This window comes from Lachnospira sp. (assembly GCF_016290755.1).
GTDB lineage: Bacteria > Bacillota > Clostridia > Lachnospirales > Lachnospiraceae > Lachnospira > Lachnospira multipara.
This window is the reverse complement of record NZ_JAEEVD010000012.1, coordinates 23,818-40,123: the sequence shown is the minus strand read 5'-3', so window position 1 is coordinate 40,123 and position 16,306 is coordinate 23,818. Positions and strand designations below refer to the sequence as shown.

The following is a 16,306-nucleotide window of genomic DNA, read 5'->3' as shown; positions in this document are numbered from 1 at the left end:
GGCCTCTTTATTAAAAATCACGTTCAATAACTTCTAATTAAATTTTAATTTCTAAAGAAACCTTTGTCAATATTATACATTATTACTATATATGTATATGAAGCCTTCTTAGCCTTTAGACTCGCTTACTAAAGCTATTTTACAAATCCCAGTCACTATCATCTATCTTTTTGCCATCAAATCTTGCTATTTCTCTAGCAAATTCAAGACCGTATTTTTTATTCTTATTCTCACCAACACCTGAGATACCAAGCATTTCCTCGTAGCTTGTTGGTCGATAGATACACATTTGCATCAAAGTCTTATCACCAAATATGATGTAGGCTGGCATCTTCTCTCTAGCCGCAATGCTCTTTCTAACTTGCTTTAAGTTGGCAAGTAGCTCTTCTGCCTCAGGGCTTAGATTTATCTTACTTGCAGAAGTATAGTAATCTCTACTAATTCCTGCAGGTCCACGTTTACGTCCCTTAGCTCCTGCGCTGCCATAAGAATAGTCATCTCCGTAGTCAGAATATCCATAGCTTGACGAGCCATAGCCAGCTCCAAAAGCTCCATAGCTAGAACCTGCTCTGCCGCCCGAGAAATCAGACTCTGACATAGAGCTTAGACTACGCTTTCTAGACCTTGTAAGTTCTCTCTTAAAGCTGCTATCTTTGCCTTCATCACGAATACTAATCTTAATATCACCATTATCAAAGACCTTTCGTCTTGGTCCCATTTGAAGAAGTGGATACTGACCTGCGGTCTTTACTAGAACTTCCTGTCTTATAAGTTCATTTATAATGTCCTTTAAAGAGCGTTCAGATAGACTTGCTAGGCTTGCAAAAGAGGATAATTCATTAAGTCCCATTCTAATAATTCTGTCGTTGTCATCCCCTCGAAGAACAGATATAACCATGCCCTGGCCAAATCTTTCTCCTAGTTCATAGACGCAGTCCACTAGCTTACTAGCTTCATTTGTCACATCCACAAAATCCACTTCATTACAGCAATTGCAGCAATGTCCACAGGCGGTCATGGAATTAGCTCTGCTATCCTTATAGTCTGCCTGCTCCCCGAAATACTGTAAAATAAAGGTACGAAGACAAGCTGTAGTATTACAGTAATCAATCATAACCTGTAATCGCTTACTATCTCGTCTAGCAATTTCCTTTTGAGTTTCAATATCTATGTCATCCTTAGCTTCCTTGTTCTCAATTAGGAATCTGTTAATAATAATATCCTGAGGATTATAAAGTAATAAGCACTCTGACTCTTCTCCGTCTCGGCCTGCTCTACCTGCCTCCTGATAATAATTTTCCATAGACTGTGGCATGTTATAGTGAAGGACATATCTTACATCGGACTTATCAATACCCATACCAAAAGCGTTAGTTGCCACCACAACTTTAACCCTATCATATATGAAATCGTCCTGATTCTTGCTACGTTCCTTGTTTGTCAAACCCGCATGATATCTGGTTGCAGGAATGCCCTTACTATTGAGTAAATCACATATCTCGTCTACATTTTTCCTAGTTGCACAGTAGACAATACCGCATTCATCTCTATGTTCTGAGCAGTATCTAAGGGCCTCTACAGGCTTACTTGTCACGTGCTTCACTCTAAAGTATAGATTTGGTCTATCAAAACTAGTTATAAAAACTTGCGGATTATTTAGACCTAAAATCTTAATAATATCTTCCTTAACTTCCTTTGTGGCAGTTGCTGTAAATGCAGCGATAACCGGTCTTCTCTCAAGCATATTTACAAACTTTACGATATTTAGATATGCCGGTCTAAAGTCCTGTCCCCACTGAGAAATACAGTGGGCCTCATCGACTGCCACCATGGAAATATCCACTGCGTGAATAAGCTCGAAAAAGCGCTTAGTATCTAGTCTTTCCGGCGCTATATATATGATTTTATACTGACCTCTGCAAGCATTATCAAAGGCCATAGAAATCTGTCTTTCTGTAAGGGAACTATTAATGTAGGCCGCATGAATACCTGCCTGATTAAGGGCAAAGACCTGGTCCTTCATTAAAGATATAAGAGGCGAAATAACTATTGTTATACCGGGAAGTTGTAGGGCTGGTACCTGATAGCAAATGGACTTACCAGCGCCCGTTGGCATAATTCCAAGACAATCTTTCTTTGCTAATATCTCATCTATTATTTCTTTTTGTCCGCTTCTAAATTCTTCATAACCGAAAACAGATTTTAATATTTCATTACTTGTCATAGAATTCCTTTCAAAAAAAGAGTGTCACCCTTATGGGCAACACTCTAAATTCACTCATGTATTAATTATGGCTGAACTAATTCTAAATAACGATTAACATAAGCCTCAACGTCCTCTGGATCTAAGCCATGAACCTGACTAGCTTCTGCTAAAGATTCACCCTGTGAAGCTGGGCATGTAATACAACCCATACCGCATTCCATTAAAGCATCAACTGCTAATGGATTCTGGGCAATGATATCAGCGATAATCATATCCTGTGTAACCTTCTTCTCCATATCTTCCACTCCTTATAAGTTGATATAACTATACTATCACATTAATTACTGGCAAAAAATAAATTTTATCCAATTTTTAGCTTAAATTTCTGTAAATCTCTCTCGTTATCAACTTTCTCAATATTACCACCAAGGCTAGTTAACTTCTTCTCGAAGCTCTCATAACCTCTCTGAATATATTCAATATCATCAATTACTGAGAAACCATCTGCTGATAAAGCAGCTACTACAAGTGCTGCACCAGCTCTTAAATCAGGAGCACTAACATCTGCACCTGAGAACTTCTCAATACCTTCGATATAAGCTGTGTTGCCTTCAACCTTAATCTTAGCACCCATTCTAGCTAATTCATCAACGTACTTAAATCTGTTCTCGAAAATGCTTTCAGTTACCATACTGTTACCTTCTGCAACAGCTAATGCAATTGCCATCTGTGGCTGCATATCTGTTGGGAAGCCTGGATATGGTAATGTCTTAACATTAGTAGCCTTAAGTGTTCTATCTGTAGCAATAACTCTAACTGAGTCATCACCTTCTATAATTGTACAGCCCATTTCAAGTAACTTAGCTGAAATAGACTCTAAATGCTTAGGAATAACATCACAAACTGTAATATCACCATGTGTTGTAGCTGCTGCCATCATAAATGTACCAGCTTCAATCTGATCTGGAATAATAGAGTATGTGCAGCCGTGTAAGCTTTCAACACCCTTAATTCTAATTACATCAGTACCAGCACCCTTAATATTAGCGCCCATAGCGTTTAAGAAGTTGGCAACATCAACTACGTGTGGCTCCTTAGCAGCGTTCTCTAAAATTGTAGAACCCTCTGCCATACAAGCAGCCATCATAAGATTAATTGTGGCACCTACTGTAACCACGTCAAAATAAATATGAGCTCCTACTAAGCGCTCAGCCTTAACATGAACCATACCCTTATCAATATCGTCCTTAGCACCAAGTGCTCTAAAGCCCTTTAAATGCTGATCGATTGGTCTTGAACCAATATTACAGCCACCTGGAAGTGCAACATTAGACTCATGCTTCTTTCCAAGTAATGCTCCAAGTAAGTAATAAGAAGCTCTAATCTTCTTAATATAATCATAATCTACAACTACATCATTAATAGTTGAGCCATTAATTTCTACTGTATTGTTATCTAAATATTTAACCTTTGCACCAATCCCCTGAATTGCCTGTAAAAGTACTCTTGTATCTCTAACATTAGGTACGTTCTCTATTGTAACTGTCTCATCACTCATAATTGCTGCAGCTAAAATTCCAAGAGCTGCATTCTTAGCACCACCAATAGACACACTACCATTTAGTGGTGATCCACCTTTAACAACAAACTGTTCCATTTATAAACCTCTTTATTTCTTGGCCTTTGCCTTCAATCCCTAGTTACATATCAAATTATCTTTTTAATAATCCTAAAGAATTATATCACAAGAATTAATTTTGTAAAGGTTAGCACCTCCACTTTAAAAAAGCGTGAAACTACAAAAGCTTGTAACTTCACGCTTTAACCTGATGTCATATTTAATTTTTATTAACGTAATCTAATGGATTTAATGAAACTCCACTCTTCCATATTTCAAATAGAAGTTCATTATCACTTGCTGCTCCACTATTACCTGTCTTAGCAATTACACTGCCCTTAGTTACTGTATCTCCTTCAGAAACATTAAGCTCTGATAAATAACCATATCTTGTAATTGTTCCATCACTATGCTTAATCTCAACTACGTAACCATAGTCTGAATACCATCTAGCCTTTGTTACTGTACCGTCATTAGCTGCTAATACATTCGTGCCGCTATCAACGCTCCAAATAACTCCATTTAAAGAACTATCATCAAATAAGCCTGACTTATAAGTTCCAACGGATGTGGCAAGTGGTCTTGTAAAGCTTGATGATGATAAAGTACCAACAGAAATACTAGCTGGTGTAGCCTCTGCTGTAACATACATGCCAACTGTCACATAAGATCTTGTCATCTCTGTGTTGTTGTAGTAAACAATATTGGCTTCAGTGTATCTCTGACCTGTTGTTCCCTCACTTGTAACAACATTATTATACTTTGATAAGCTATCGTCATCTGTATATTCTGGGCTTACATCATATTCCTGTTGGAAAGATAACTGCTTAGTTGTTACTACAGTAAGGATTGTCTCCTTAGCTGGAACTGTAATAATGTCACCCTCAACTAATATTGTATTAGCATTAATTAATGGGTTTAATTTAACTAAGTCATCCACTGTAACCCCGTATTTACTTGCAATAAATTCTAGATCTTCATCTTCAGCTACAATATAGCTTTCATTAACTGTCTTTTCTTCTGTTAACTGGCTTAACGCATCCTCTACAGAAGCTGTAGCTTCAATTCCTTCTGGAACTGCAATAATAGATACATTTTCCTTAAATTCAATTGCTGTAATACCGCCATTAGTAACGTCTGTTGCTTCATTAACGGTTGTTCCGTCGCCACCAATAGCTGCAGCAACAATATCACTTGACTGATTTGACTCTGATTTCTTCTCTAGGTTAACTACATATCCGCTATCAATCTTTTCTGAAGATGCGATTGTAACCTTATATTGTGAAAGAGTGTCGTACTGTTCTACTATCTGATTAAGTACGTCCTCTACTTCTTCTAAACTTGAAAGTGTAACTGTGTAATCATCTACTCTTAATGTATAATCGAAATTTCTCTCTACCTCTAAGACGTTATCAAAAAGATAACTATATATATCATCGCTTAATTCATCTACGCTTGATCTATTAGCAATCGCTCTAGTTTCCTCTACAATCTCAATATCAGGATTCATATAAACATCACTACTATACTGAGCTGAAAGCTTCTTTCTTGCATTGGCTAAAGCCTCATTAACATCGTTTACTGAGTTAGCAGCCCCTACTGTAACTCCATTAATGGAAATTGAATAATATCCTACTTTAGTGTCAAGCATACTTTTTGTATAAAAAGGAATTGAAAATGCAACTATGAATCCTGTAAGTGCTGTAATAATTATAGCTGCCTTCTTGATTCCTCTTCCATATCTAGTTATATGCATAACTGTAATCCTACCTCTAAATCAAATACATAAAAATGTAATATTTTTGTAACAAATTAAATATTACCAAAAAAGCCCGAAATTGTAAACTCTATGTAATTATTTCTTCTTTTTTACAGAATAGCCAAACTTACCAATATGCTGGCCAAGACCATAATACTGACCGTGTGCATAGGCAATAAGCTCAGCCTTTTCTAAGTGAAGAGTTCCCTTTTCATCAAGCAAATCTTCGTTAACATTTACCGCTACTACTTCTGCTAAGAACATGTCATGAGTACCAAGCTCAATCACCTGCTTAAGCTTACACTCAATGTTTACAGGACTTTCCATAATGCCTGGTGCCTTAATCTGTGTAGACTTATATTCTGTAAGATGCATTTCCTTAAACTTATCCATGTCTCTACCAGAACGTACTCCACAAAAATCTGTAGCTCTAGCTAGCTTCTTAGTTGTAAGATTTACCACAAATTCGCCACTTTCCTTAATGATGTCATGGCTGTATCTTGATTTTCTAACAGAAATTGAAACCATAGCTGGGTCTGAACATACAGTTCCTGCCCAAGCTACTGTAATAATATTTGGTTTTTCATTTCCTCTCTTACAAGAAACCATTACTGCAGGCACAGGATATAACATATTTCCTGCTCTCCATGTCTGTTTTTTCATATCTAATACCTCAAAATAAAATCTTTTATAATGCAGATTTAATCATCTCATAGGCCTCTAAAATAATTTCCCCATGATCTGCTGCAAGTCCGATTTTTTCAATCGTCTTATATTCTTTTCCCACAATTCCAGCTATATTTACATAAGCCTTTTCAATATCTGCTGCAATGACTTCTTCCTTCTCTTTAGAAGTTAAAGTAAGTCTTGTAACATTTTCAGAAATATCCACTAAATTAATATCAAACCATGCTGCATCACTGGCATCATCGTCTGCCTTAGCCTTCTGAGAGCCTTCTGGAATCAAAGTAACAAAGGCTGTTGTAATAATTCTTGTTCTTGGATCTCTATCATACTTTCCATAGGATTTAAGCTGAATTGCGTCGATATCACTAATTCCTGTCTCTTCCTTTAATTCTCTAATAGCTGCTGCCTTTAAGTCTTCCTTAAAATCTACAAAGCCGCCTGGAAGAGCCCACATACCAATACTTGGATGATTGCCACGCTTAATAAGAAGCAATCTGTTGATTTTCTTATGTCCATCTTCTTCAATATAAGTAAAAACCAAAGTGTCCACTGTATTACAAGGACTTTGATACTTAGTTGGATCATAATTATTTAAAAATGTTTCTAGGCTTTCACCTTTAGCATTCTCCTTGCCGTTCCCTAAAAATTGTTTGTTTTGTTCGCTGTCTAAATATGTCATCTTAAACCTCCTAAAGACATAAATCTTTTTATGGGCTTACATAAGCCCTCTTCACCCCATCTTTTGTCATTATATAATAAATCCATAAAAAAAGCGAGACCACTGGGGTCTCGCCTAAATTCACTATTAAATTCTAGTCATCTTATAATGTAAATAAAATGTTGATGATCATTGATGCAAATGCACCTGCTGTTACTGCTAATGCGTAAACAAGTGGTAACTTGTTCTTATCCTTAACAAGTAATGTTGCAAGTGTCACAACAACGATAATTTCAAAACCGTAAGAGAACTTATTAACTAAGCTTGCAAGTTTTGTAAAGAACTCAACATTGATTAAGTCAATTAAGTTAGCACAAACGCCGATAAGATCTGAGATAATACCAGCAATTGAGAATAATAAAATACCCTGTGTAAAGCTGATTCTATTGTTGTTCTTCTTATCAAAATAGTTTGTAAGTAGTACAAAAACTAATGCTGCAAGTGAAGCATAAGCATAAATCTGAAGTAAATCAATACCAGAGTTTCTACCTACTGTAGCCCACTGGAATTCACGATTGTAAAAAGGAGTGCTATAAGCAATAACTGATTCTAATTCACTTAAAATGTTATTAATAAAGCATAATACAACAGATACTGTAAGCATGATGTATGCTGCAGCTACTGAGTTTGAACGAAGATAATTAACAACTGCATCGAAAGGCTTTGTAAATACCTGTGTAAAGAATGCAAGTACTGCTGCAACAGCTGGGTTCATTGGCTTTGGAGCCTGATACTGTGGCTGCTGGTATTGTGGCTGACCCTGGTACTGTGGCTGACCCTGGTATTGTGGTTGACCTTGGTACTGTGGCTGACCCTGATTAAACTGTGCCTGATTGAACTGCGCCTGACCTGCATTAGCTGTCTGTGCTTGTCCCTGAGCTACATTTGATGTCTGCTGGCATGTACAAACTTCGTTATCCTGAAGCTGCTTGCCGCAATTTGGACAAAATTTCATATTGTAATCCTCCAATATTTTTATTTTATAGTTGTGAAAATATTTTAATATATCACAATCGAAAGTATTATAACATGAATTAATATACTCGTAAAGATAATTTAAGTTTCTTGTATCCAAAAAGTTCAGTATTATCTAGCTCTCTGGTTAAGTATTCTTTTTTTAGTTTTAAAGAATCTATCTAAAACTTCGCAAGAGGTAACAAATTTATCCACCATAATAATTACGTAACTTTCCTTGTAAGTAGGAAGAGTTAAAGTAAGTGGGAACATGTGCTTTACAATAATATCCCCTTCTTTTCTTGTAAGCTTAAAATACTTATGAGCATTATAAAGAGCCTTATTGGGATGCTCAAAACCGTGTAATCTTTCATTCTTTCCCGGTGTGTAATCATGCCAGTCATAAAGGAATAAATCGTGAAGCAATCCGCCCTTCATTAAAGCCTTCTCATCCCAGCCAAGAATCTTCGCCAGCTTGTAACAATAATAAGCCACATGTACGCAGTGTTGATAGCAGCTTGTCTGACTGTGATGATTAAACTGCTTCATCTGTAAAACGATTGGATGCTCTAAAATTTCCTTAGCCTCCTCATAAAACTCCTTGCCATATTTATCCTGTAACTTATGGCCTTCATAGATCTTATCTAATATCTTCTTACTCATAATTTCCTATCCTTTTCTTTTTGAAAATGTATCTCTATATATTATCTACTTGGTATTCAAAATTTATAGCTAAGCAATATTTTATCTTAAATGAGGTCTAAAAAAAAGACCCACATTTATAAAATATGGGTCTTTTGATTAATTATTTTCAATTACAAAACAGCAATCATTTTTTGATAAATTTTACTGCTCGTCAATCTTAAATCTATGAACGATTTCCTCAAGCTCTTCAACATAGCCTTCACATTCGTCAACCATATTTAAGTTGCCGCTTGTTTCCTGAACAATTTCAGTTGTCTTTTCAGCAATGTCAGTAACGCCTCTTGCTGCCTCTTCAACTGTTGTAGAAATCGTTGAAACAGATTCTGTTACCATATCGATAGAACCACCAAGCTCTGATAGAGAGTTCTTAATATCAATCATGCTCTCCTTAAAGCTATTAGCATCACTGTAGTACTGCTCACTTACTTCTGCAAATTGAGCATAGTCACTAAGTACTGTCTGCTCAAGGAAACCATTGATTTCTTCTAAGCACTCGCTCATCTTATTAACTGACTTATTTACATCACCAATGATGCCATTGATGTTTCCTACTGCATCACTTGTCTGGTCTGCAAGACTACCAATTTCTGTAGCAACAACTGCAAAGCCCTTACCAGCTTCACCCGCTCTAGCAGCTTCAATAGAAGCATTTAAGGCAAGTAAGCCAGTCTGTGAAGAAATAGCCATAATAGTGTCTGTAAGTTCATTTACTTTATCCACAGCCTTTGAGCTTTCAATAGCTTCATCTGCCTTAGCCTTAACAGATGAGTACATTGACTTAGTCTTATTTGTAGCCTGATCTGTGCTAATCTTTAACTTATCAGCTCTATCCATAATCTCTTCAGATAAGCCAACGCCAGAGTCTGCTAACTTGTCAATATTCTTTGCCTCGCCCTGCATCTCCACAACATTTTGAGCAATTGTCTCAGCAGTTGAAGAAGTCTCCTGCATAGCTGCTGCAAGCTCTTCACTAGTTGCAGAGTTATCGGTACATTTATTATTAACCTCATCCGTACTATTACGAAGCTCCAAAACGTTACTATTAATCTTTTCACCTGCATCGCTAATATTAACAACAATACTTGTAAGATGCTCAATCATTTCATTGGCCGCTCTAGCAATTACGCCAATTTCATCTTTACGCTTGCCAAGCTTTTCACTATTGTCATTCTCATCTGTTGTAAAGTCAAATCTTGCTGTCTTATTAAGTTTTTCAGTTACCACTCTTAATGGGTTAAGGAATAATCTAATAACCACATAAAGGATAATAGCCATAATAATAATACCTACGATTAAGAAGATTAATAGGTGAATCTGTAAATCATCAATAGGCTTCATTACCTGTGAAAATTCACCAAGAACAATTACGATATTGCCACCATTAGTAAAGGCATAACCTGCGAATTTCTTATAGCCATCAGCTGTGTAAGTTACAACACCATTACCGATTGAGCTTGTGCTAGTACCTGCCTGTAACTTTTTACAAATAGCATTAATAGCATCATTTGTAACAGCTGTACCAATTCTATCTTTCTCTGGATGATAAACCATAATTGCATTTTGACTTGAAAGGTAAGTATAACTTGTATCAATACCCTCAAGGGAAACAGTACCTAGAGAATCCTCAAAAAGTTCTGTAATTGTAGATGCATACTCAGATGGATTTGTCTCAGCCCATTTTGTAATGTAGGCTTCAATTGATGCTGCACCTTCTGCATTTGATTCAAAACCATACTTAGATGCTAGCGTTTCCATCTGAATATTTAGGGCAGTTGCAGCTGTTTCAGCCAGATTCTGTGCATATTTGTAATATGTATCTTCCATAGTATTTCTTGAACTTGTAATGGCAAAATACATCTGCACTGAGATTAAAACACCAGCAATTATAAAAGCTACAACAGATAGCTTGAAAGCTAATGAATTTAAAATACCTACATTTGTTTCATTCTTCTCTGACATAAATAACCCCCTTAAACGGAATTTTTTTACGTTTTCTCTAAACGCATATTTATTTGTTCACGCAATAAAAAAAGCAGCTACAAATCCTCTAAATAAGGTCTGTAAAACGAAGCTAATTTAGCTTAATTTCAAGGCTTTACTTAGGTACTTGCGGCTACCTTTTATATGAGGTCTTTAAAGGACCTTTCTCTAAGATATATTTTACCAAAAAAGTTAATATATTGCACGAATAATTTTACTTTTTTCTAAATAAATATCTAAACTTATCTATTAACATTGCAAAAAGCATTAAACATGTGATTCCTACTACTACTTGAAGGGGGTATACAAGTAATTTTTCTTCCGGTATAAGAAGCGCTAAAACCCCCATGGCTGCTGCCGGCGGAAGATACATTTTCATAAATCTCATTATTAAAAATGTTACGCTTGCCACTAGGGCTGCAACTAAAGTTAGAGGAAGACCTGCCTTAACTGTTAATATAAAACGGAAGGCCATGCCTGTTGTGGCACAAAGTGTAATTAATAGCACTGCCTTAACTGGGGCTTTAAGAGCTTTATTTCCCCTCCTTGTAAACTCAGTAAAGGCCACAAGAAGTGGTGGAGCTAGCATAAACTTTAAATCCTTAGGAATAAAGATTAGCATAAGCAAGCTAACCACTATAATTCTTTCAAGGGCAAGGACTATATTGTCCTTATTTAGGCTGTCCTCTGGCTTATAAACCACATTTAGTTTAAGTCCCTTTTTTACTAAAATCCATCTGATAAATACAATCAAGCTTGTAAGGCTAATGGCAGCTAAAATGTAGACATAGCCTCTAGTTTGAAGCATAACAGGGAGCACTATTGCTGAAATCATTGGGGCCATTGTAGTTCTTGATAATAGGAAAATCACCTGACTTAGGGCATAAGCTACTATCATCTGAAAATATAGAGGACCTGGTAAAAACAATACTATCAATACACCACATACAGCAGAAAGGGAAATGTATAAAATCATACGTTTTCCATCCACAACCCATGGAAGAGCAGCTAACACAAGGCTTCCCACTGATAGAGCAGCCAGTTCTGGGAAAATTATTTCTTTTTCTCCTAAAAGTTCTGATAAAAATACCATAAATGTTATAACTAAAACTGCAAGTATATAGTTAACTAGATTTTTTCTATTCATTTCTTACTCCTAATAACTTGATAATCCAAAATAAAGTTGTATAATACAACTCTATCCTTGTATTTATTAAAACAAAAAGACAATATAAAGTAAATGTTTAAATTTTGCTTTACTTTTTATATATAATGTTATACTATTAGGGTATAGATGTATAGCTTTATGCACAAATATGGGAATAAAAAAAAGGAGATTTTTATGGCTGAACGACGCGATGTTATCAGAACAAAGAAAGCTTTAATCACAGCGACTTATGAGTTAATTCAGGAGCCACACACAAAGACGATTACAGTCAACGACATTCTAGAAAGAGCAAACATTAGTAGGGGAACTTTTTATGCTCACTACAAAAACATTCCAGATTTAATTGATGCAGTTGAAGATTATATTCTAGACCAATTCAACGAATTATTCGATCACCTTACATCAATTCCTAAAGATAGGATTGAAACACGTCAAGCAATTGTTCAATTAATCAATATCATTGAATCACGTAAAAGTGATTTAAACTCAATTTTTAACTATGTTGACGATGTTAGATTACAGCATAAGATCAAACTTAGATTCACTTATAAGATTGCAAAGTCTTTAAGCGAAACAGCTAATGTTCATGATCCTGAATTCTTAAGCGTTTGCATTTGTTCAATTGTATTTAACCCTATTATCAAGTGGTTTGATCACCCAGGTGATGTTACAAAGGAACATCTTGCAGATAACATTACAAGATTTATCTTTGACGGTTATAAGTCATTCTTTAACTAAGATAGGCTAAGAATTCATAGATAGTTTAAAACGAAATAAGAAGATTATTAAAGGGAATCCGCTTAAGTTTTTAAACCGGCAGATTCCCTTTTTTATTATTTTGAACGCAGTGTAAGCAATCCCCCGCTTTACAATGACATCAAGCCCCACAGCTCTCACAATGTTCGTTTCTTTCTGGCATAGTCACCTTTCTAATATTCATGCTAAGTCCATCTACTATTAGCATTTTCCCAGTAAGAAGTTCGCCAATTCCAAGAAGATACTTAATAGCCTCAAGGCTTTCTAAACTAGCAATAACACCAACAATTGCCCCGATGGTTGCCTTTCGCTCCACGGCGTTATTTTCCTCTGATAAGGCTTCATCTGTGAAAATGCATTTAAGGCAGGGACTTTTATGTGGTAATACGGTCATTAACTGCCCCTTAAAGTTTGAAATTCCAGCATAGACAAAGGCCTTATTGTTTCTAACGCACACCTCATTTATAAGAAATTTAGCCTTAAAGTTATCAGTAGCATCTACTACAAAGTCGTAGTCCTTTAGGATTTCGTCTGCATTTTCATAAGTTAAAAATTCACAATAGGCAGTCACCTTAATATTAGGGTTTAGCTCTAACATCTTCTCCCTTGCAGAAGCCGCCTTAAACTCCCCTAAATCCTTAGTTTTATGAATAATCTGTCGATTAAGATTTGAAGGCTCTAGTCTATCCCCATCCATGACACCTATGTGGCCAATTCCCACTGCGGCTAGGTAAAAGCACACCGGAGAACCAAGGCCTCCTGCCCCAATCACTAAACACGATGAGTTTTTTAACTTCTCCTGCCCTTCATTTCCAATCTCTTTTAATAGTATTTGTCTTTGATATCTTTCCTTTTCCTCATTTTTTAAGCCCATTTTTTCCTCCTGCTGCATTAACTAATCAAAATTTTATATGATTATTGTTTGATTACTTATAAGTAAATAGTCACATTTACCTTCTAATTATAGTAAAAAAGTCACAGTTTTTACAGAAAATGTACTATATAAATTTCCAATAATACTAATAGAATTGTAACTATTTTTATAGTCGCTTTACTATACCAGAGGAAATAACATATAATAACTCTAGAAGTATTTTTTTGTGAAAAACTGGGGGATAATATGGCATTATTAAACGAAGATTATAGCGGTTATTCCGCTGAGGAGCTTGAGGCCAAAAAGCGTCAGATTCTCTCGTTAACAGCAGCCGATGTTAGAGATGAATTCGTAGCCCAAGCTAATGAAATGCTAGAAGATGTAAGAATTGAGTTGAGGGAGAGTCTTAGCAAATCTATTGTGGCAGGATTTATATTTACAATCTGCCTATTACTTTCGGCTGTAGTTATTTACAATTGTTACAATTCACCTTTTAAGTTTGTCATTATCATAGGCTTGTCTTTAATATGTGTAGCACTACTTGTTATATTTATTAAGACCCTAGAGAAACTAAAATTTTCAAAGACTAGACTTAACAAGAGTGAATCAGAGGTATGTGCTCTTAAAAACACTATGCTTTCAGAGAAAGACTTAATCGTTTTTAAAATGCATTGCTTTGAAATGATTGAAGCAAGCATCATTGAAAGCAGCATGAAACCGTAAACTTTACATAACATTTAGTTCTTTCAAATCATTGCTTTTTATATTAGCCATTTATATAATCATTATTTCTATTTGACCGAAAGTTTTCATGATGATACAATCTATGGGAACTTTTTAAAAAAATGGAGGTTATAGAATGGCTAATACTAAAAAGCTCATGACTAATGTAGCCAATACATTAGGTCTTAATCTAGATCCATCAGGATATTTTTCAAGTGGAAACTATAACGGATATACAATTATTGTAAACACACTTTCAAGTTATGGTGCAGCAACTAAAGTTGAATTTAGAATTACTGCTTTTAATCCAGCAACTAATACAACTCTTAATTCAGCTAATATCACAGAATTAATTAACACAATTAATAGCAACACAAGAAAGCATTTCTGTAATGCAACTATTCAGAACTGCCTTTTAACTATTAGCTTTGTACCAAACGGAAAGATGGAAGCACTAGTTCAGAACATCTGCAATAGTATTGCTTATGTGGTAAATTATCTTCAAAGCCAGAATTACATCCCTTGTGATGAAATTAGTGGTAGAACAGAAAATCTCGTTGCAGCAGTAATTGCCGGCAACTTCCACATTTTAGATAGCATTAGTTATAACGATATCAGCAAGAATTTCTCACAGGCACAGCAGTACGAACATTCAATTAAGGAAAACTTCGCTGCCGGTATTATTGGTGGTATCTTAGGTTCTTTAGTGGGTGTACTTTGTATCGTAATTATTGGACAGTTAAACTATGTTGCCGTAATTTCAGGTATCGTAATGGGTTATGCAACCTTTAGTCTATATCATAAATTCGCTAAGAAGATTTCTTGGATTGGAATTGTAATTTGCTTTGTAATTATGTGTGCTATGATTTATTTCTCAGTTCAGATTAATTACGCAATTTGGCTCGTTAGAACCTTTAGTGATGTAAACTTCTTTGATGCATTTTCATATATTCCACAGATGAAGGATTTTAGCTCAGAGTTTGCTAGCGCTTACAATAGCGACCTTATACTTAACTATGTCTTTAGTATCGCTGGTGCAGCTCTTACACTTGCTAACCTACTTCAGGCTAACAAGATAAAGTATGAAACAAAGATTTTAAACTAAAAAATAGGGACGGCAAACACCGTCCCTTTAGTTATGCAAATTTTTCCTATGGAAAATCTATAATTATCCTTGTAGCAAGGTTAATTATCTAACTACTACTTCTGCGTTACAATCAATAACTGCATCTTCTCTAATAATCTCACCGATTGAATCAGCAACGATCTTACCAGACTTTGGATTCTTAACAGATTCAATGTTACCAGTAACTGTAGCATTAACATCTGAGTATTCAAAAGAAAGATCTGTGCCTTCCATTGTACAATCAATAAGTGTTAAATTCTCACAGTAGCAAAGTGGCTGTGTACCAATAATCTTACAGTTAATAAGTGTAAGGCCCTTTGAATACCAACCAAGATATTCTCCCTTAACTACGCTGTTCTTAACTGTAACATTCTCACTATGCCAGAAAGCATCCTTAGTATCTAAGTTACTATCTGTGATTTCCATGTTCTTAACATACTGGAAAGAATACTTACCCTTCATGTTAACATTGTTAAGCTTAATATTAGAAGAATCAAGGAAAATGTATTCAGATGTAATATCAACGCCATCAAGTGTGATATTATCTGACTTCCAACCAAATTCCTGTGACTCAACAGTTGAATCCTTAACTGTAATATTAGAACACTCTCTAACTGCCTTAATACCGCCAAGCTTAGAATTAGTAATTTCACCATTCTTAGCATACCAAATAGCAGCTCTAGTCTTGTCATCCATTGTAGAATCTAACATCTTAAAGCCATCCACATGCCAAAGAGGATATCTTAAAGAGAAAGATGTCTTATCTATGCAAATGTCTCTAGCTTCCTTAAGTGCAGACTCACCATCAGCTGGTCCCTCAAACTTACAATTAGAAACTGTTGTATCTTTAACACCATATAAAGCTCTTTCTTCATCAAAAGACTGATTTTCAATAATTGTTACCATAACCAAACCCTTTCCTTTTTACTTTTTCTTTAATGTAAATGTGTCTAAAACGCAAGTTTTGTAATAAATTGTATAAAATTAAATTTTGTACTTTATACTATAAAACAAGTCTTTATTTTTGTAAAG

At 35.4% G+C, this 16,306-nt stretch carries 15 protein-coding genes; 3 read left to right on the top strand and 12 right to left on the bottom strand.

The genetic code is table 11. From position 1 onward, the window contains the following. Positions 1–139: 139 nt before the first annotated feature. The 10 genes from QVA17_RS04895 to QVA17_RS04850 form a co-directional block, all read right to left on the bottom strand. Positions 140–2,224, bottom strand: a complete 2,085-nt coding sequence (locus tag QVA17_RS04895; RefSeq protein WP_287386853.1) for a RecQ family ATP-dependent DNA helicase — start codon at positions 2,222–2,224, stop codon at positions 140–142. A gap of 65 nt (positions 2,225–2,289) precedes the next feature. Further along, a complete protein-coding gene (locus QVA17_RS04890) occupies positions 2,290–2,502 on the bottom strand; it encodes a DUF1858 domain-containing protein (protein WP_027431730.1) in 213 nt (70 codons plus the stop codon). A 65-nt stretch (positions 2,503–2,567) separates the two neighbouring features. After that, a complete protein-coding gene (locus tag QVA17_RS04885) occupies positions 2,568–3,863 on the bottom strand; it encodes a UDP-N-acetylglucosamine 1-carboxyvinyltransferase (protein ID WP_287386852.1) in 1,296 nt (431 codons plus the stop codon). 181 nt (positions 3,864–4,044) lie between these two features. After that, positions 4,045–5,580: a M23 family metallopeptidase gene (locus QVA17_RS04880; protein WP_287386851.1), complete on the bottom strand. Its 1,536-nt coding sequence runs from the start codon at positions 5,578–5,580 to the stop codon at positions 4,045–4,047. Between the two features lie 99 nt (positions 5,581–5,679). Beyond that, a complete protein-coding gene (locus tag QVA17_RS04875) occupies positions 5,680–6,246 on the bottom strand; it encodes a flavin reductase family protein (RefSeq protein ID WP_103952531.1) in 567 nt (188 codons plus the stop codon). 25 nt (positions 6,247–6,271) lie between these two features. Further along, entirely contained in the window at positions 6,272–6,949 is a 678-nt protein-coding gene (locus tag QVA17_RS04870; protein ID WP_074520532.1) for an NUDIX domain-containing protein, read from the bottom strand. 142 nt (positions 6,950–7,091) lie between these two features. Then, positions 7,092–7,943: a hypothetical protein gene (locus tag QVA17_RS04865; protein ID WP_287386850.1), complete on the bottom strand. Its 852-nt coding sequence runs from the start codon at positions 7,941–7,943 to the stop codon at positions 7,092–7,094. A 131-nt stretch (positions 7,944–8,074) separates the two neighbouring features. After that, positions 8,075–8,605: an HDIG domain-containing metalloprotein gene (locus tag QVA17_RS04860; protein ID WP_287386849.1), complete on the bottom strand. Its 531-nt coding sequence runs from the start codon at positions 8,603–8,605 to the stop codon at positions 8,075–8,077. A 183-nt stretch (positions 8,606–8,788) separates the two neighbouring features. Continuing rightward, on the bottom strand, positions 8,789–10,606 hold the full coding sequence (locus QVA17_RS04855) for a methyl-accepting chemotaxis protein (RefSeq protein ID WP_287386848.1): 1,818 nt from the start codon (positions 10,604–10,606) through the stop codon (positions 8,789–8,791). Positions 10,607–10,841: 235 nt separating this feature from the next. Next, positions 10,842–11,774 carry an HPP family protein gene (locus QVA17_RS04850; protein WP_287386847.1) on the bottom strand — a complete coding sequence of 311 codons (933 nt, stop codon included), beginning with the start codon at positions 11,772–11,774 and terminating at the stop codon, positions 10,842–10,844. Positions 11,775–11,969: 195 nt separating this feature from the next. Between QVA17_RS04850 and QVA17_RS04845 the strand changes: the two genes are divergently transcribed. Next, complete coding sequence (locus QVA17_RS04845) at positions 11,970–12,533, top strand: TetR/AcrR family transcriptional regulator (protein ID WP_287386846.1); 564 nt, start codon at positions 11,970–11,972, stop codon at positions 12,531–12,533. A 139-nt stretch (positions 12,534–12,672) separates the two neighbouring features. On the opposite strand, the gene QVA17_RS04840 is transcribed toward QVA17_RS04845, so the two are convergent. Beyond that, positions 12,673–13,425 carry a HesA/MoeB/ThiF family protein gene (locus tag QVA17_RS04840; RefSeq protein WP_287386845.1) on the bottom strand — a complete coding sequence of 251 codons (753 nt, stop codon included), beginning with the start codon at positions 13,423–13,425 and terminating at the stop codon, positions 12,673–12,675. A 246-nt stretch (positions 13,426–13,671) separates the two neighbouring features. On the opposite strand from QVA17_RS04840, the gene QVA17_RS04835 reads away from it, so the two are divergent. Beyond that, positions 13,672–14,148, top strand: a complete 477-nt coding sequence (locus tag QVA17_RS04835; protein WP_287386844.1) for a hypothetical protein — start codon at positions 13,672–13,674, stop codon at positions 14,146–14,148. 136 nt (positions 14,149–14,284) lie between these two features. Then, positions 14,285–15,253 carry a hypothetical protein gene (locus tag QVA17_RS04830; protein ID WP_287386843.1) on the top strand — a complete coding sequence of 323 codons (969 nt, stop codon included), beginning with the start codon at positions 14,285–14,287 and terminating at the stop codon, positions 15,251–15,253. 84 nt (positions 15,254–15,337) lie between these two features. Here the strand turns inward: QVA17_RS04830 and QVA17_RS04825 are convergent, their stop codons facing one another. Continuing rightward, on the bottom strand, positions 15,338–16,180 hold the full coding sequence (locus QVA17_RS04825; RefSeq protein ID WP_287386842.1) for a DUF3737 family protein: 843 nt from the start codon (positions 16,178–16,180) through the stop codon (positions 15,338–15,340). Positions 16,181–16,306 lie beyond the last annotated feature (126 nt).